Origin of the sequence: Marinobacter salsuginis (genome assembly GCF_009617755.1) — a bacterium.
Classification (GTDB): domain Bacteria; phylum Pseudomonadota; class Gammaproteobacteria; order Pseudomonadales; family Oleiphilaceae; genus Marinobacter; species Marinobacter salsuginis.
Map to the genome: position 1 here is coordinate 955529 of NZ_BGZH01000001.1, position 16867 is coordinate 972395.

Sequence of the window (16867 nt, forward strand, 5' to 3'; positions counted from 1 at the left end):
AGGTCCGTTAATCAATGAACTTCAAGCGTCTGGAGACCTTTATCTGGGTTGCGACGCTGGGCAGCTTTCGCAAGGCGGCCGAGCACCAGCACACCACCCAGCCGGCCATTTCCAACCGTATTGCAGCGCTTGAGGACGAGCTTGGCGTACGGCTGTTCGAGCGCGAATCCGGGCACAGCAAACTTACGAGCAAGGGGCAGGAACTCCTGCCCTATGCCGAAAAGATTGTTTTTATGGCCCAGCAGCTGCGCAAGCGCGCAGACCGTGGAGCCTCTTTATCGGGTATTCTCAGGCTCGGGGTTTCGGAAACCATTGTGCACTCCTGGCTACCGCGTTTTTTCCGGGAACTGCACGAAACGGCACCCAACCTGGATGTGGAAATCACCGTGGATGTCTCCGGCAACCTCCGGTCCGGTTTGCTGGACCGGAGCCTCGACCTTGCATTTCTGATGGGCCCCGTATCAGAACCAAAAGTCGAAAACCGGGCACTCTGTAGCTTCCCGCTGATCTGGGTGGCAAGCCCCGAGTTGAATCTGCCGAACAGGCTCCTGGACCTCAAAGAGCTGGCAGAGTGGCCCATCATTACCTACGCCCGAAACACCAAACCCTTCGCGGAAATCAGCCAGAAATTCAGCGAGCTGGATGAACTGCCCGCACGTTTCTACTCGTCAAGCTCGCTCGCAGCCTGTCGGCAGCTGACTCTGGACGGCATTGGTATCTCCACGCTTCCACTGAGCGTAATCAAACATGAACTGGAAAGCGGCCGCCTGATCCAGCTCAATACCTCGTGGACGCCCTCAGAACTTGCCTTCACTGCGTCTTATTCCGGCACTCCTTTTAACCCGATTGCGGAGCTTGCAGCCAACCTTGGCGTGATGGTGTCCGATGAGTATGACCGGACCACACATCACAAAAAGTTATCGGAAGATGTAAAAAACGATAATTAGACTTTTTCACCAACCGGTATACCCTGAAATTTAGTTGTAATAATCAATGTCAATCAGGGGTAACCGACATGCACACCGGTGCGTATTCCGAATTCAAAAACAGCGTGCTTGATCAGGCGTCCGAGTTGCGCGCCCGTATCCGGTCCGGAGCCCATACCGGCACCACAAGCGGCACGGCCAGCAGCCTGCTCCAGGGTAATGTCGTTATCCTGCCGTCCGAATGGGCCGGCGATTTTCTCCTATACTGTCAGAATAACCCGGTTGCCTGCCCCCTGATCGGCATGTCTCAACCCGGTGATCCCAGCCTCCCTGATCTGGGGCATGATCTGGATATCAGAACCGATGTACCCGAATACCAGGTATTCCGGAATGGCGAGCGAGCAGAGACTGCCACCGACCTCAAAAGCCTCTGGAGGGACGACCTGGTGACCTTTGTTCTGGGTTGCTCGTTCTCATTTGAAGATGCCCTGATCAGAGCCGGTCTCTCGGTGCGGAACGTGGACGAGGCACGGAACGTTTCCATGTTCCGTTCGAATATCGCTACCCGGCCTGCAGGCCCGTTCAGTGGCAACATGGTGGTCTCCATGCGTCCGTTCAACGGTACTGATGCGATTCGCGCGATACAGATTACCACACGCCTGCCCAAGGCCCACGGTGCACCGGTTCACATCGGTGATCCGTCACTTATTGGCATCCAGGACGTTAACACACCCGATTTTGGAGATCCGGTAACGATCAGGCCGGGCGAGCTTCCGCTGTTCTGGGCCTGCGGGGTAACTCCGCAACTGGCTCTGGAGAATGCACGCCTGCCGTTCGCCATAACCCATGTACCGGGAAAGATGCTGCTTACCGAGCGGCTGAATGAAGAACTGGCGGTACTCTGAAGCCGCTGTTCAATTGAAACGATAAAAAAGCAGAAACACGGGAGATTCGTTATGTTCAAAAAACTCGCTACAGCCACCCTGGTTACCGGGGCGCTGCTGACCTCATCCGTTCAGGCCCAGCAATGGCACATGCCAACGCCCTATGGCGATGCCAACCTGCCTACCCAGATCGCCTACGGTTTTGCCGAGGACATCAAAAACGGCACCGATGGCGACATCACCATCACCGTTCATTCTGGTGCTTCCCTGGTAAAGCACCCGGAAATTCCACGTGCCGTGAGAACCGGCCAGGTGCAGTTGGGTGAAATCTTCATCGGCATCATGGGCAACACCCACCCGGTGTTCAAACACGATAACATTCCGTTCCTGGCAACCAGCTTCGAAGACGCCAAGAAACTCTGGGAGGCCGCCAAGCCGCAGATCGAAAAGCAGCTGGACAAGGAAGGTATGACTCTCCTGTATACCGTGCCCTGGCCGGCCCAGAGCCTGTACACCAAAAAGCCGATTAATACACTTGCAGACCTCGAAGGGCTGAAGATGCGGGCTTACAGCCCATCGACCTCGCGCCTTGCCGACCTGATGAACACCACCCCGACCACGGTTCAGGTTCCGGAGATTCCGCAAGCGTTCAGCACCGGCATTATCGACGCCATGATCACCTCACCGTCAACCGGTGCCAACGGCCAGGCCTGGGATTACCTCTCCCATTACACCGACATCAAGGCGTGGATTCCCAAAAACGTAGTCGTTGTTAACAAGCGCGCTTTCCGTCGCCTGAGCGATGAACAGCGCCAGGTAATCCTGGATGCAGCCGCCGCTGCCGAGGCGAAAGGCTGGGAAGGCGTTCGCAAGACCGCCGCTGAAGACACAGCCACGCTGGCTGAAAATGGCATCACCGTTTCCGAGCCTTCTGCTGAACTGATGGCCGAACTGGAGAAAATCGGCGACATCATGGTGAAAGAATGGGAACAGGAAGCACCGGAGGAAGTCGGCGCTATTCTGTCCAACTACCGCTAAAAAGTTCACTCAACGGAAGCCTCCCGAGTGCTCGGGAGGCTGTTCCGGGAGGCATCCGTTATGAACTCTCTTCGAAAGAAATTTTATCTGGCATCCGGCTACGCCGCTGGCTTCTGCATAGCTCTGATCATGGTCATTATTCTGGCCCAGATCGTCGGTCGGCTGTTCGGTTTTATCATCCCCTCAGCGGAAGACGTGTCCGGCTGGGCGCTCGCCGCATCCACGTTTTTCGGTCTGGCCTACACCTTTCATAACGGCGGTCATATTCGGGTAACCCTGGTGATCCAGAAATGGTCCGGGCGGCCACGCTTCTTTCAAGAGCTGATCGTGCTGATTTTCGGTTTCGGGCTCGCCTGCTACATGACCTTCTACTGCTGGCACATGGTCTGGGAATCCTACGTTTTTGAAGAGGTCTCCCACGGCTATATCCCCATCCCCATCTGGATACCGCAGGTTCCGGTGGCACTCGGAATGACGGCACTCAACATTGCCGTCCTGGATGATCTGGTGGGTATCCTCCGCAAGCGAACGCCCTCTTACCAGCAGCATGAAGACGAACTCAATCTGGAGGAAGTGTAATGGATATTGCGTTTCTCTCCATTGTCCTGGCGGTGTCGATGATTCTGATGCTCGCTGTCGGTGTCTGGGTGTCCCTGACACTCGTTGGCATCGGCGTTCTGGGCCTGTTGCTGTCTGGCAACGATCAGATCGGGCTGCTGTTCGCAACGTCGAGCTGGGGCGCCAGTACCAGTTGGTCCCTGACGGCTCTGCCCATGTTTATCTGGATGGGCGAAGTCCTGTTCCGTACCCGACTGTCCGAGGATCTGTTCAAGGGGCTGGCCCCCTGGATGGGCGGGCTTCCGGGCAAACTTCTTCATGTGAACATTCTGAGTTGTGGCATCTTCGCGGCGGTTTCCGGTTCATCCGCGGCCACTGCCGCAACCATAGGACGAATGACCCTGCCGGAACTGAAAGCACAGGGTTACAGTGACAAGATGGCGGTGGGCACCCTGGCCGGTTCCGGTACCCTTGGCCTGTTGATTCCACCGTCCATTATCCTGATCGTTTACGGTGTGGCCGCAGAGGTTTCCATTGGCCGCCTGTTTATCGCCGGCGCCCTGCCCGGCCTGATGCTGGTTGCCATGTTCATGGGTTACACCATGATCTGGGCCAAGCTCAACAAGGATCAACTGCCGACCACCAAGAAAGAAAACCTGGCGTTCTCGGTCAAGATCAAAGCGCTGAAGATGTTGCTGCCGATCGTTGGCCTGATCATTTTCGTGCTGGGTTCCATCTATACCGGCTTTGCTACCCCGACTGAGGCAGCCGCCCTGGGCGTTTTTGGCGCCCTTATCATCGCGGCCGCAACGGGCTCTCTGAGCGTTCAGAGTTTCCGCGACAGCCTGCTGGGCGCGGTGAAAAGCTCCTGCATGATCGGTCTGATTCTCGTCGGTGCACACTTCCTGACCCTGGCCATGGGCTTCCTGGGCATTCCACGGGAACTGGCCTCCTGGATCGGCAGCATGTCCCTTTCACCGTTTGAACTTCTGATAGGCCTGACTGTGCTGTTCGTTCTTCTCGGCTGCTTCCTTGATGGGATCTCAGTCGTGGTCCTGACTGTCGCGGTGGTCATGCCGATGGTTCAGCAAGCCGGCATTGATTTGCTCTGGTTCGGGATCTTTATTGTACTGGTGGTAGAGATGGCACAGATCACGCCGCCAGTGGGCTTCAACCTGTTCGTCATCCAGGCCCTGACCGGCAAGGACATTCTCTATGTGGCCCGGGCAGCCCTGCCGTTCTTCCTGCTGATCATGGCCGCGCTGTTTTTGATCGGCTGGTTCCCGGAGATTGTCACTTACCTGCCCCAGACCATGAGCCAGGGATGACGCGGGCAACAACGTTTTTTGGAGGTACACAATGAAACTCAACTGCGATATGGGCGAGAGCTTTGGCACCTGGACCAAGGGTATGGATGCCGAAGTCATGCCCTACATTGACATGGCCAGTATTGCCTGCGGGTTTCATGCATCCGACCCGCTGACCATGGACCACACGGTCAAGCTGGCGCTGGCCCAGAACGTGACCATTGGCGCCCACCCCGGCTACCCGGATCTGCTAGGGTTCGGTCGCCGGGACATGGATTGCCGGCCGGACGAGCTCAAGGCCATTCTGGTTTACCAGATGGCGGCGCTGAACGGGATCTGCCAGGTGCACGGCACCTCCATCTCCTATGTGAAGCCCCATGGCGCGCTGTATAACCGGATGATGGTCGATAACACCACCCTGTCCGTGGTGATGTCGGCGGTTCGTTCCTATGCCCCACAATGCCCCCTGGTGGTCATGGCGACGCCGGACTGGCAGCAGGTCAAGGACCGGGCAGACGAGTACGGTATCGAGGTCTGGTTCGAGGCTTTCTCTGATCGCGCCTACAGCGACGAGGGCCGACTGGTAAAACGGTCAGTGCGCGGTGCCGTTCACGAAACCACGGAAGCCATCGAGGCGCAGGTTACCCAGATTATCCAGGACGGAACGGTCACCTCGATTTCGGGCAAACGCATTCCGATCAAAGCGGATACCATCTGCATTCACGGCGACAGCTACCATGCCGTCGACGCTGCACGGCACATGCGACAGGTTGTGGAAGCGCTATGAGGATCGAGTCGGTCAACGAAAACACCTGCATGGTTTATTTTGGCGACCAGATTGGTGCGGAGTCTGCCGGCCTGGTGAAACAGGCCACCGACCGGCTCCGGCGCGATATGTCCGACCTGATCGTCGACCTGGTGCCGTCTTACACGTCGATCCTGCTGACCTGGGATCTGGAGCAGGCAGACCGGTTTGCCATGGCCCGCAGGGTGCGCTCAGCGATCGACTCCGACGACCATGGCTCCACCGGGGAGGGTGCTGCCCGTATTGTCGAGCTTCCCGTCTACTATGATCCGGAAGTGGGTCTGGATCTGGAGGATGTCTGCGAGCATGCCGGCCTGTCACGAGACGAAGTCGTTCGCATTCACAGTGAACAGCTCTACCAGGTTTACGCCATCGGCTTCGCTCCGGGCTTTGCCTATCTGGGAAGCACCGACGAACGGATTGCCATTCCCCGGAAATCCACGCCCCGGTTGAAAGTCCCTACCGGCAGCGTTGGCATCGCGGGCACCCAAACCGCGATTTATCCGAGCTGCACGCCCGGTGGCTGGCAGATCATTGGCCGCACACCGCAGAAGATGGTTGATTGGGACAGCGACTCCCTGGCGCTGGTACAGGTCGGCGATCAGGTGCGCTTTCGCGCCATCAGCCGGGACGAATTTCTCGAGCTGGGAGGGAAGGTCGATGAGCTTTGACGTCCTCGAACCCGGAATGCTGGCCCTCGTTCAGGACGCTGGCCGCTACGGCTACCAGCATATGGGCGTGACCACCGGTGGCCCCATGGACGAGTACGCGTTTTTCTGGGCAAACCGCCTGCTGAACAACGATCTCAATGCCCCCCAGATCGAAATCACTTTTGGCCGGTTCAGCCTGAAGGCAAACCATGATGCCTGCATTGCCATTACCGGCGGCGACCTGGGCGCCAGGATCAATGATCGGGCCATTGCACCCTGGCGCACCCATCACATCAGTAAAGGCGATCGGTTGGATTTTAGCGCGCCGGTTAGCGGCCTGCGGGCCTACCTGGCGGTCAGTGGTGGGTTCAGGCCCGCGATGAAGCTGGGCAGTTGCGCCACCGTGGCCCGGGAAGGCCTGGGAGGTCTCAATGGCAAAGGCGCGAAACTGGCCAAGGGCGATAAGCTGGAGTTCGACCAAAATGCCCCCTTTGTTGAGGCGTTTCTTCCCGAGCCGGAAATTCCCGATTATCACCAGCACCTGCGCCTGGGTCTGATTCCCGGCTATCAGTATCGGAGCTTTCCCGCCGTTCAACGGATGAAATTTTTCTCGTGTGAATACGAAATCAGCCAGAACATCGACCGCATGGGCTATCGTCTGAAAGGCGATGCCATCCATTCGGATCTGGACGGGATTGTGTCTGAGGGAATAGCCTATGGCGCCATCCAGGTGCCGAAAGATGGCCAGCCAATTGTTCTGATGAAAGATCGGCAAACCATCGGCGGCTATCCGAAAATCGGCTGCCTGAGCGCACTGGATGCGGGGCTTCTGTCCCAGAGGGGCCCGGGATCATCGGTCAGCTTTTACCTCTCGGACGTTGCCGAGGCCGAAGGCCGCCGAATGCTGTTTAACCAGCGGCTCAAAACAGGCGCGCCCGGCGTCAGCACTACCTGACGCCGGGCGCGATTGGCACCGATTGTCGCCGCTTATTCGGAGGCGGCAATCAGGCTGGCGTTACCGCCCGCTGCGGTTGTGTCGACACACAGGTGGCGTTCGATCACGAAACGCTGATCCAGGGTGTGCTCTGTGATCAGCGGCAGCAAGGCGCCATCGCGCTTAGCCAGTGCCTCACGATAGGCTTTCAGCAGGGCCTGATCGCCGCAGCTGACCACAGCCTCGAAGCCATCGACGGATGCCAGTGCGTCCGGCTCCAACAGCCCCTCGGCGCCCACAATCGGCAGCCCGGCCTTGTTCGCCTGATCGACCAGATCCTGAGTGCCCGGTGCGATCACCACCACCTTGTTGCCCTGTGACAACGCGGTGCCGGCTTGCTCCAGCGCGGTTTCCTTGTCCGGTCCCAGACACAGCACGACACCACGCGCATGGTTGGACAGCCGGTTGGTCTCACCCGTTGGCCCGGGCAGGGCCTCAACATGAGCGTCCAGCGGCTCTGGAACATTGCCGAAGATGGGCCGGATAGCGTCCATACGAGCTTCCGGCCTGGACGCCTTCAGTTTGTCGAGCTGGCCAATCAGTTTCTGCAACTGCTTGGCATCCACCTTCTTCGCGCTGGAATCCGCTTCGCGCTCAACCGTTTTACCTTTCAGGAAACGGCGGACGTACTGCGGTCCACCGGCCTTGGGACCCGTACCTGAAAGACCCTCACCGCCGAATGGCTGGGAGCCTACGATGGCACCGATCTGGTTGCGGTTTACGTAGGTGTTGCCCACCTTGATCCGGCTCGTAATACGCTCTACGCGGCGATCAACACGGCTGTGAATGCCAAACGTCAGGCCGTAGCCCTTCGCGTTGATGTCATCCACCACCTTATCGATGTTTTTCGCCTCGAACGTGGCCACGTGCAATACCGGCCCGAAGATCTCTTCTTCCAGCTCTTCAATCCCGCTTACGCTGAGAACCGCCGGCGAAACAAACAGGCCTTTCTCGGGTACCTTCATCTTTTTCAACAGCTTGCCGTTGCGCTCGAACTTCTCGCAATGGTCGACGATCTTCTTGCGGGCGTTCTCGTCGATCACCGGACCCACGTCCGTGGACAGCAACCAGGGATCGCCGATGCCAAGCTCTTCCATGGCACCGTAGAGCATTTCCAGAAGACCATCGGCAATGTCTTTCTGCACGTAGAGCATGCGCAGGGCCGAACACCGCTGACCGGCACTCTGGAACGAAGACGCCAGCACGTCACGGACAACCTGCTCAGGTAATGCCGTGGAATCCACGATCATCGCATTCAGGCCGCCAGTCTCTGCCACCAGAGGCGCGTCAGGCGCCATATTCTCGGTCATCACTTTGTTGATGCGCTGGGCGGTAGCCGTAGAACCGGTGAAGCACACGCCGCTCACCCGCGAATCGGAGGTCAGGGCCGCACCTACGGTTGCGCCAGTACCCGGCACCAGCTGGATAGCATCCTTTGGAATACCCGCCTGATGCATCAGCTCCACCGCGCGAATGGCCAGCAAGGAAGTCTGCTCAGCCGGCTTCGCCACCACGGTGTTACCCGCCGCGAGGTTGGCCAGGATCTGGCCGGTGAAGATCGCCAGCGGGAAGTTCCAGGGCGAGATACAACACATCACGCCGCGGGCATCGCCGCTGTCTTTATAGCGAATAGCTTCGTTAGCGTAGTACTGGGAGAAATCGACCGCCTCACGGATCTCAGCAACCGCATCCAGCAGGGATTTGCCCGCTTCACGGGTAGTGAGGGCAAACAGCTCGGCGTAATTCTCTTCGTAAAGGTCGCCCACCTTACGCACGCAGGCCGCTCGCTCTTCAGCCGATTTGGCGGACCAGCTCTCGAACGCAGCAGCCGCTGAGGTAATCGCGGTATCCACATCGGCATCGGAAGCCTGGGTGACGTGGCCCACCAGATCGTCCGGATCGGCCGGGTTGCGCACCACCTGCACCTCGGTGCCGGCTACTTCACCGGCGATTACCGGTCCGCCCTTCCAGCGATAGTCCTTGTAGGCACCACGGCCCTTCTCGATCTCGTTGACCGTAACCGGATCGGTGATGTCCCAGCCCTTGGAGTTACGACGCTGATCGCCAAACAACTTGAACGGATGCACGATCGCCTTGCTGGAAATGTTGTTGCCCATTTCCTCAACGCTGACGATCGGATCCTTGGCAATCTCTTCCGGAGTGATGCGCTTGTCGACAATCTGGTTGACGAAGGAACTGTTGGCACCATTTTCCAGCAGACGGCGCACCAGGTACGCCAGCAGATCCTTGTGGGGACCAACCGGCGCGTAAATCCGACAGGGCACACCACTGACCCTCAGAACCTCGTTGTGCAGGGACTCACCCATACCGTGGAGGCGCTGGAACTCGTAGTTGTCGACTCCCTTGATCTTGGCCATTTCCAGAATGGCCGATACCGAGTGGGCGTTGTGGGTCGCGAACTGCGGGTAGATGCGGTTCGTCATATTCAGCAGTTTGGTGGCGCAGGACAGGTACGAAACGTCACTGCAGGCCTTGCGGGTAAACACCGGGAAGCCGTTGAGGCCCATGACCTGGGCGCGCTTGATCTCGGCATCCCAGTAGGCACCTTTCACCAGGCGCACCATGAACTTGCGATCGTACTTTTCGGCCAGCCCATACAGCCAGTCAAGCACGAACGATGAGCGCTTGCCGTAAGCCTGGACAACCACACCAAAGCCATCCCAGCCGGCAAGCTCCGGATCGGCGACCAGTTCCTCGATGACATCCAGTGACAGATCCAGCCGGTCCTGCTCCTCGGCATCGATGTTGAAGCCCATGTTCGCGGCCGCGGCCTTCTTCACGAGGGTGCGTGCCCGCGGGAGCAATTCGTTCATGACGCGCTCTTTATTCCCGTACTCATAGCGGGCGAGCAGCGCAGAGAGCTTGACCGAGATACCCGGATTCTTGCGGACATCGCCTTTGCTTGCCTTGGCAATGCTGTCGATGGCTGTGGAATACGCGTCGTAATAGCGCTTGGCATCATCATCGGTGCGGGCAGCTTCGCCCAGCATGTCGTAGGAGTAGGTGTAACCCTTCTCCATGTATTCCTTCGCCTCATCCTGAGCTTCATCGATATCGCGACCCAGAACGAACTGGCGGCCCATTTCCTTCATCGCCTGATTGGCCACAGTACGGATGACGGGCTCACCGAAGCGCTTTAGCAGTTTGCGCAGGGTTTCACCAACGGTGTTGCGCTCGGAATCTTTCAAGAGGTTGCTGGTCATCAACAAGGCAACGGTGGCGGTGTTGATCAGCCCAGAGGACGCCTTGCCCACGTGGGTGCCCCAGGCACCGGAGGTGATCTTGTCTTCGATCAGTTCGTGGATGGTGGTGTTGTCAGGCACGCGCAGCAGCGCCTCGGCCAGACACATCAGGGCAACGCCTTCCTTGGTGGTCAGGCCGTACTCTGCCAGAAACTTTTCCATGATCGTGGACTTGGCATTCTTGCGAACGCTGCGTACCAGTTCAGCGGCACGGGCGGAAATAGCATCGCGCTCGGCCTGGGACAACTGGGCACCTGCAATCATCTCGTGGATAACCTTGTGCTCGTCAGCGAGATAATAATCACGAATCGCCTGCCGGCTATCGACAAGCTCGGGCGTCTGTGATTGCTGCGGTCTCATAGTTGTACCCTCTTAGTTGTTTGTCTCTCCCGCATTCTACCGAGATCAACAAAGACAATTTCTCTATAAAATTCGGACAAGCACCCCATTACGGCTTTTTTAGATAATAAAAATTTAATAATTTTCTTCCAAAACCTCAAAATTAGGGCATTTTGCCTCTCTTGGCTCCCTAAGCTGCTTTCATCGCCAGCTCTCTGAGGACACCATGCGCCACCGAGAAAACGGCGCAATCCACGTCATTAGCGGCCTGCATGTCGTTCAGCATCCGCTCCCACCGGCCAAGTAACATCTGCTTGTCCCTGCGCCAGGCCTCGAGGCGTTGTTCCGGCGTTCCTTCGCCTTCGACAGGCTCGGAGAACACGCTGAACGTCAGGTTCCGCAGCTGGTGGTCCAGCTCATCCCGGAAATGGATGGTTGCCAGAACCTGCCAGTGGCCATTCGCCCGGAAGGCCCGCATCTGCCGGTCAAGCCAGGTCAGATTCAGACTCTCGCCGAGCGTGAAATAGACCCAGGCCACCGATTCCAGATCCTCCCCCAGCTGACGGGCAATCTCGATCATGTCCATCAGCCAATAGCGGCTTTCTGCGGATGCGCACCACGCCGCCAGATCCTCGGGAACCTTCCGCTCACAGTATTCAGCATAGCGGTCAAACCACCGACTTGCAGGGATCACCGATTCAAGACGGCTTCTGGAAGCCAAAACATCGGCCATCGGCGCCCGGTAATGATCAATGCAGGACACCGGGTCCAACGCCTGCCGACGGTTCTGCAACAGCCAGCTGGTACTGCGGGTGACCAGGCGAACCGCGTCGGCGAAAAGATCTGCCTGAACGGCTGCACTGACATTTCCATCCAGTGATTCCATGGCCTCCCAATGGGCGTCTACGTCATGGATTCGCAGGGAGATCAGGTAGGCCGCGGCGATCCGGCCGGCATCTGCCCCCGTGGCACTGCGAATACGGTCGAACCAGGTAATGCCCATCCGGTTCACCATATCGTTGGCAATTTGGGTGGCCGAGATCTCGGCCCGCAGAGGATGAGACTCGACCGCTTCCGGGAAGGCGGCCAGCAGGGAGGCGGGGAAGGCGGAATGCAGCGCCGAATTAAAACGCTTGTCTTGCACGATAGGCGACGCGACCAGCGCCTGCTTCAGTTCAATCTTCGCGTAGGAAACCAGCACCGCCAGCTCCGGCCGGGTCAGGCCACCACCCTGATCGCGGCGGGCCTGAAGTTCCTCGTCAGAGGGCAGAAACTCAAGATCACGGTCCAGCTTGCCCTCGGCTTCAAGCCTGCGCATCAGGCGATCATACTGGTCAGCGGTGGCAACCGCCGGATTCTGCGCCAGACTGAGCGCCATGGCCTGCCGGTAATTGTTACGCAGAACAAGCTCGGCCACTTCCGGCGTCATCGCCCTGAGCATCCGGTTGCGCTCTGGAAGCGACATCAACTGCCGATGCACCAGATCGTTGAGCAGGATCTTGATATTTACCTCGTGGTCCGAGCAGTCAACACCACCGGCATTATCGATAAAATCGCTGTTGACCGAGCCACCGCGGCGGGCAAAGTCGATCCGGGCCTTCTGGGTAACACCCAGGTTGCCGCCCTCCCCGAGGGCTTTACAGCGCAGTTCGGTACTGTCGATGCGCAAAGCATCATTGGTCTTGTCACCCACATCCTCATGGGACTCCGAGGGCGATTTCACGTAGGTGCCAATGCCACCATTCCAGAGCATGTCCACGGGCGCTTTCAGAAGAGCGCTGATCAGGTCCGCTGGCGACAGCGTCCGGGCCTTGATCCCCAGTACCTTGCGCATTTGCGCGGACACCGGAATGGATTTCATGGAGCGCGGGAACACCCCGCCCCCTTCGCTGATCACCCCGGTGTCGTAGTCGGCCCAGGAGGATCCGAGCAATTTGAACAGCCGCTCCCGCTCGCGATACGAGGCCAAGGCGTCCGGATCCGGATCGATGAAAATGTGCTGGTGATTGAATGCGCCAATCAGCCGAATGCGGTCCGACAACAGCATACCGTTGCCGAACACATCGCCGCCCATATCGCCGATGCCGACCACGGTGAATTCATCGCTCTGGGTATCGGTGCCTTTTTCCAGGAAATGCCGTTTAACGGACTCCCAGGCGCCCCGGGCGGTGATGCCCATTTTCTTGTGGTCATAGCCCTCACTGCCGCCGGAGGCAAAGGCATCGCCCAGCCAAAAGCGGTACTCGGCTGCCAATGTGTTGGCTATATCGGAAAAGGTGGCCGTACCTTTGTCGGCGGCGACCACCAGATAGGTATCATCGCCGTCGTATCGAACCACATTTCTCGGCGGCACCACCTGGCCGTTATCGAGGTTGTCCGTGATGTCGAGCAGCCCCCTGATGAAGGTCTGATAGCAGGCAACGCCTTCTTCCCGCAGAGCCTCCCGTGAGCCTTCCCGTGGCGGCTGCTTCACCACAAAGCCACCTTTGGCACCGGCGGGCACAATCACCGAGTTCTTCACCTGCTGGGCTTTTACCAGACCAAGGATCTCCGTGCGGTAATCCTCTATGCGATCAGACCACCGGAGGCCGCCCCTTGCCACCGGCCCGGAGCGCAGGTGCACGCCTTCAATACGGGGCGAATAGACAAAAATCTCGAATTTCGGCGTGGGGCGCGGGATATCCGGGATGGCGGACGGATCCAGCTTGAGCGACAGGTAGGACGGAAACCCACCGTCCTCCCGGGCCTGAAAATAGTTGGTCCGAAGGGTTGCCCGGATCAGGGTAAAAAAGCGCCGTAGAATTCGGTCGTCGTCCAGACTTGCCACCGCCTCGAGGGCGTCGCGAAGCTCCGTCTCGATTCGCTCCACCTTCCCCTTGCGTCCTTTTATATCCGGCTCGAAACGGCTGAAGAAGAATGCAACAAGCCGCGAGGTGATCTCCGGATTGCGGGCCAGTGTCTCTGCAATAAAGGGCTGACTGAAACCGAACCGAATCTGCTTGATATAGCGGGCATAAGCCCTGATCAACGCGACTTCACGCCAGCTGAGACCGCACAGCATGATCAACTGGTTGAAATCATCGTTTTCGGCAAAGCCGTTCCATATCTCCCGGAATGCCGACTGGATCAATGGCCTGGCGGTGTCGAGATCGGCGGCACGGCACCGATCATGGAGCTCGACGGTAAAATCACTGACCCCAAAGGTTTCGCCATCCCGTCGACGGACCCGATAGGGGTGCTCACCCAGAACACGCATTCCCAAGTTTTCCAGAATAGGGATCACGTCTGAAAGAACAACGGGCTGGCCTTCGCTGTAGAGTTTGAAGTGGAATCCGGTTTCGGCCGGGTCCCGCGGCTGGTAGAAGCGCATGGGGACATCGGTGCTCACGGCGATGGACTGGATCTGCTCGATATCAGCGAGTGCTTCCGATACCGGAAATCTTGCCCGGTAAGCCGAAGGGAAACCGCCGCTGAAAACCCGGGCATAGCGCCCGCCAATCGAGTCGCCGAAACTCCGAACCAGTTCACCATGCAAGTCATCGTCCCAGGATCGGGACTCTTCGACCATTCTGGCCACAAGCTCCCGGAGTTCGAGGGAGTCGTCGTTGTCGGCGGCCTGATTCTGGAGGACATCGGCAAGCTGTTCCAGCAGGGTTTGTTTTTGTAATGCGCGGGAATCGGTCATCGAAACTCTCCGGACTTGGTCAACGTTCTTACTGGACTGATGGAACTACCAGTATACGCAAGCCCAGAAAGTCACTTAGACCATATAGTTTCGGAATAGAGGAGTTTCGATTATATTTGCCACATGATTTAGCCGTTAATTCAACCTGGGACAGACAACATGGCCGATTTGGATCGAATAGACCAATCCATTATTCGAGAGCTGCAGAAGAACTCCCGAATCACGGTAACCGAGCTTGCCTCTCGGGTGGGGCTCTCCAAAACGCCGTGCCAGGTGCGGATGCGCCGGCTTGAAGAACACGGATACATCACCGGTTACACAGCCCTGGTGAATCAGACCAAACTCGGCCTCAGCCACATCGCCTTTGCCCAGGTAACCCTGAACGACACCAGCAGCGGTGCTCTTACCGCGTTCAACAAGGCCGTTCAAAACGTCTCGGCGGTCGAGCAATGCCACATGATTGCCGGCAACTTCGACTACCTGTTGAAAGTCAGGACCCGCAACATGCAGGAGTACCGGCAGGTTCTGGGGGAGGAAATTTCTGCCCTGCCCCATGTGCTGCAGACCAGTACCTTTGTGGTGATGGAGAACGTGAAAGACGCCGGCCTGTAGAGGATTCCTCAGACGCCGGCGCCGGGAGTCACTCAGACTGCTCGTATTTGGGCTTGTACCCGCTGGCGTCCACACGGGCCCGGTCGGGCTCGGCTTCCTCCAGTGGCTGGACTTCCTGCAGACTGGCGAGGGAGCGAAGCGTCAGTCGCTGATATTCTTCGGTTCCCTTCTTCTTCCAGGCAATCTCCTTGTCGCTGAGCATCCGCATCACTTTGGCTGGAGAACCAACGATCAGTGAGCCTGGCTCGCAGGTAAACTTTGCCTTTACGAAAGCGCAGGCGCCTACGATAGAGCGCGGAGCAATATGGGCCTCGTCCATTATCACCGCATTCATTCCTACCATGGCATCCTCGCCGACAATGCAGCCGTGGAGAATCGCCCCGTGCCCGACATGGCCATTCTTCTCGACCACCGTGTCCATGCCCGGGAAGGCATGCATCACGCAGGTATCCTGGACATTGGATCCCTGCTTGAGAACGATCCGACCGAAATCCGCACGCAGTGATGCCGCCGGGCCCACGTAACAATCCGGGCCAATCCACACATCGCCAATCAGAACGGCTGTGGGATGCACATAGGCAGACGGGTGAACGACGGGAACAACGCCTTCTATACTGTAGCTGGGCATAGCGATCTCCTGGTTGGCAGGGCCCTGCAGCGTTCCGGGATACATCGGAGCAAAACGTGGGACCCGAAAAGTCATTGTGATTCATTTTCTGTATCACATTATCCTTTTCCTGGAGTTTTTTCATAGCCTGCAAGCTATTTTCAGGGCACGATCCAACGCTATTCTCCGGCCAACACAAAAGATCGATAGAATTTTCACCGACTTTTCAGCAACATAGAAATCCCACGCTGCCACACTGGACTAAAGTGATACAAAACATGGCCGGCACAATCCTTGACGAGTATCAATTCTAAGATATACTCATTTTCCACGATCGATAGCACCGTGCCGATCAAGGACACCTTTCACGCTATCCCCCTACAACAAACAACAGGACAACACCGCCATGACTCAGCCGAGCATTCTTCTTGAAATCGATCAGGGCGTGGCTCTGCTTACCCTGAACCGTCCGGACAACCTGAACAGTTTCAATGTCGAAATGCACGAACGCATGCGCGATGCCATCAGCACCGTGCGCAAGGATGAGTCTGTTCGGGTACTGGTCATCACCGGCTCCGGCCGGGGCTTTTGCGCGGGTCAGGACCTCTCCGACCGCAGCGTCTCTCCGGATCAGGAAATGCCGGACCTCGGCGCTTCCCTTGAGAACTACTACAACCCGCTGATGCGCAGCCTGCGGGATCTGCCAATGCCCGTTCTGTGTGCCGTGAACGGCGTGGCGGCTGGTGCCGGTGCCAACATTGCCCTGGCCTGCGACATCACCCTCGCCGCCCGCTCAGCCAATTTTGTTCAGGCCTTCTGCAAACTGGGGCTGGTACCTGATTCCGGCGGCACCTGGACGCTGCCCCGCGTGGCGGGCATGGCCCGTGCCAAAGGCATGGCGCTTCTGGGCGACAAGATCAGTGCAGAACAGGCCGAAAACTGGGGCATGATCTGGCGCTGTGTCGACAACGAGCAGCTCATGGACGAAACCATGAAACTGGCCCGTCATTTTGCGACCCAACCGACCAAGGGCCTCGCACTTATAAAGCGGGCACTGCATGCCAGCGCCAGCAACACGTTCGAAGAGCAGATCAACCTGGAGCGCGATCTGCAGCGCATGGCTGGACAGACCGAAGACTACCGTGAAGGCGTTGCCGCCTTCATGGAAAAACGCACTCCGAACTTCAAGGGGAAATAAG

General features: G+C 58.0%; 13 protein-coding genes. 10 read left to right on the forward strand and 3 right to left on the reverse strand.

Features of this window, described 5'->3' with window-relative positions; all coding sequences use genetic code 11:
• Positions 1-14: 14 nt before the first annotated feature.
• The 8 genes from GJU83_RS04370 (at position 15) to GJU83_RS04405 (ending at position 7123) form a co-directional block, all read left to right on the forward strand.
• The gene (locus GJU83_RS04370) at positions 15-947 is read left to right on the forward strand and encodes a LysR family transcriptional regulator (RefSeq protein ID WP_136631432.1); all 933 of its coding nucleotides are present in this window, start codon (positions 15-17) and stop codon (positions 945-947) included.
• Positions 948-1015: 68 nt separating this feature from the next.
• A complete protein-coding gene (locus GJU83_RS04375) occupies positions 1016-1831 on the forward strand; it encodes a putative hydro-lyase (RefSeq protein ID WP_153633823.1) in 816 nt (271 codons plus the stop codon).
• A 51-nt stretch (positions 1832-1882) separates the two neighbouring features.
• Positions 1883-2848 (forward strand): TRAP transporter substrate-binding protein, encoded by a 966-nt coding sequence (locus GJU83_RS04380; RefSeq protein WP_069182887.1) that lies wholly within the window; start codon positions 1883-1885, stop codon positions 2846-2848.
• A gap of 60 nt (positions 2849-2908) precedes the next feature.
• A complete protein-coding gene (locus tag GJU83_RS04385) occupies positions 2909-3427 on the forward strand; it encodes a TRAP transporter small permease (protein WP_136631435.1) in 519 nt (172 codons plus the stop codon).
• The gene (locus tag GJU83_RS04390; RefSeq protein WP_153633824.1) at positions 3427-4734 is read left to right on the forward strand and encodes a TRAP transporter large permease; all 1308 of its coding nucleotides are present in this window, start codon (positions 3427-3429) and stop codon (positions 4732-4734) included. Before GJU83_RS04385 ends, GJU83_RS04390 begins: the two co-directional genes overlap by 1 nt.
• Before the next feature lie 31 nt (positions 4735-4765).
• Positions 4766-5500: a 5-oxoprolinase subunit PxpA gene (locus tag GJU83_RS04395; RefSeq protein ID WP_069182884.1), complete on the forward strand. Its 735-nt coding sequence runs from the start codon at positions 4766-4768 to the stop codon at positions 5498-5500.
• Complete coding sequence (gene pxpB / locus GJU83_RS04400) at positions 5497-6189, forward strand: 5-oxoprolinase subunit PxpB (protein ID WP_153633825.1); 693 nt, start codon at positions 5497-5499, stop codon at positions 6187-6189. The genes GJU83_RS04395 and pxpB overlap by 4 nt, the downstream gene beginning before the upstream one ends.
• Positions 6179-7123, forward strand: coding sequence for a 5-oxoprolinase subunit C family protein (locus tag GJU83_RS04405; protein WP_153633826.1), 945 nt, complete (start codon positions 6179-6181; stop codon positions 7121-7123). Before pxpB ends, GJU83_RS04405 begins: the two co-directional genes overlap by 11 nt.
• A 32-nt stretch (positions 7124-7155) precedes the next feature.
• On the opposite strand, the gene putA is transcribed toward GJU83_RS04405, so the two are convergent.
• Positions 7156-10785: a bifunctional proline dehydrogenase/L-glutamate gamma-semialdehyde dehydrogenase PutA gene (gene putA / locus GJU83_RS04410; protein ID WP_153633827.1), complete on the reverse strand. Its 3630-nt coding sequence runs from the start codon at positions 10783-10785 to the stop codon at positions 7156-7158.
• Positions 10786-10954: 169 nt separating this feature from the next.
• Positions 10955-14449, reverse strand: coding sequence for an NAD-glutamate dehydrogenase (locus tag GJU83_RS04415; protein WP_153633828.1), 3495 nt, complete (start codon positions 14447-14449; stop codon positions 10955-10957).
• A 159-nt stretch (positions 14450-14608) separates the two neighbouring features.
• Here GJU83_RS04415 and GJU83_RS04420 point away from each other — a divergent pair, with 159 nt between their 5' ends.
• On the forward strand, positions 14609-15061 hold the full coding sequence (locus GJU83_RS04420; RefSeq protein ID WP_069182879.1) for an Lrp/AsnC ligand binding domain-containing protein: 453 nt from the start codon (positions 14609-14611) through the stop codon (positions 15059-15061).
• Between the two features lie 28 nt (positions 15062-15089).
• On the opposite strand, the gene paaY is transcribed toward GJU83_RS04420, so the two are convergent.
• Positions 15090-15689, reverse strand: a complete 600-nt coding sequence (gene paaY, locus GJU83_RS04425) for a phenylacetic acid degradation protein PaaY (RefSeq protein WP_069182878.1) — start codon at positions 15687-15689, stop codon at positions 15090-15092.
• A gap of 385 nt (positions 15690-16074) precedes the next feature.
• On the opposite strand from paaY, the gene paaG reads away from it, so the two are divergent.
• On the forward strand, positions 16075-16866 hold the full coding sequence (gene paaG, locus GJU83_RS04430) for a 2-(1,2-epoxy-1,2-dihydrophenyl)acetyl-CoA isomerase PaaG (RefSeq protein ID WP_136632088.1): 792 nt from the start codon (positions 16075-16077) through the stop codon (positions 16864-16866).
• The last annotated feature ends 1 nt before the right edge of the window (position 16867 follow it).

Excerpts from the sequence above, each read along its gene's own strand:
- GJU83_RS04375 (WP_153633823.1), top strand. The coding sequence starts at position 1,016 with ATGCACACCGGTGCGTATTCCGAATTCAAAAACAGCGTGCTTGATCAG.
- putA (WP_153633827.1), bottom strand. The coding sequence starts at position 10,785 with ATGAGACCGCAGCAATCACAGACGCCCGAGCTTGTCGATAGCCGGCAG.
- GJU83_RS04415 (WP_153633828.1), bottom strand. The coding sequence starts at position 14,449 with ATGACCGATTCCCGCGCATTACAAAAACAAACCCTGCTGGAACAGCTT.
- GJU83_RS04370 (WP_136631432.1), top strand. The coding sequence starts at position 15 with ATGAACTTCAAGCGTCTGGAGACCTTTATCTGGGTTGCGACGCTGGGC.
- GJU83_RS04405 (WP_153633826.1), top strand. The coding sequence starts at position 6,179 with ATGAGCTTTGACGTCCTCGAACCCGGAATGCTGGCCCTCGTTCAGGAC.
- GJU83_RS04385 (WP_136631435.1), top strand. The coding sequence starts at position 2,909 with ATGAACTCTCTTCGAAAGAAATTTTATCTGGCATCCGGCTACGCCGCT.
- pxpB (WP_153633825.1), top strand. The coding sequence starts at position 5,497 with ATGAGGATCGAGTCGGTCAACGAAAACACCTGCATGGTTTATTTTGGC.
- GJU83_RS04380 (WP_069182887.1), top strand. The coding sequence starts at position 1,883 with ATGTTCAAAAAACTCGCTACAGCCACCCTGGTTACCGGGGCGCTGCTG.
- GJU83_RS04420 (WP_069182879.1), top strand. The coding sequence starts at position 14,609 with ATGGCCGATTTGGATCGAATAGACCAATCCATTATTCGAGAGCTGCAG.
- GJU83_RS04395 (WP_069182884.1), top strand. The coding sequence starts at position 4,766 with ATGAAACTCAACTGCGATATGGGCGAGAGCTTTGGCACCTGGACCAAG.
- paaG (WP_136632088.1), top strand. The coding sequence starts at position 16,075 with ATGACTCAGCCGAGCATTCTTCTTGAAATCGATCAGGGCGTGGCTCTG.
- paaY (WP_069182878.1), bottom strand. The coding sequence starts at position 15,689 with ATGCCCAGCTACAGTATAGAAGGCGTTGTTCCCGTCGTTCACCCGTCT.
- GJU83_RS04390 (WP_153633824.1), top strand. The coding sequence starts at position 3,427 with ATGGATATTGCGTTTCTCTCCATTGTCCTGGCGGTGTCGATGATTCTG.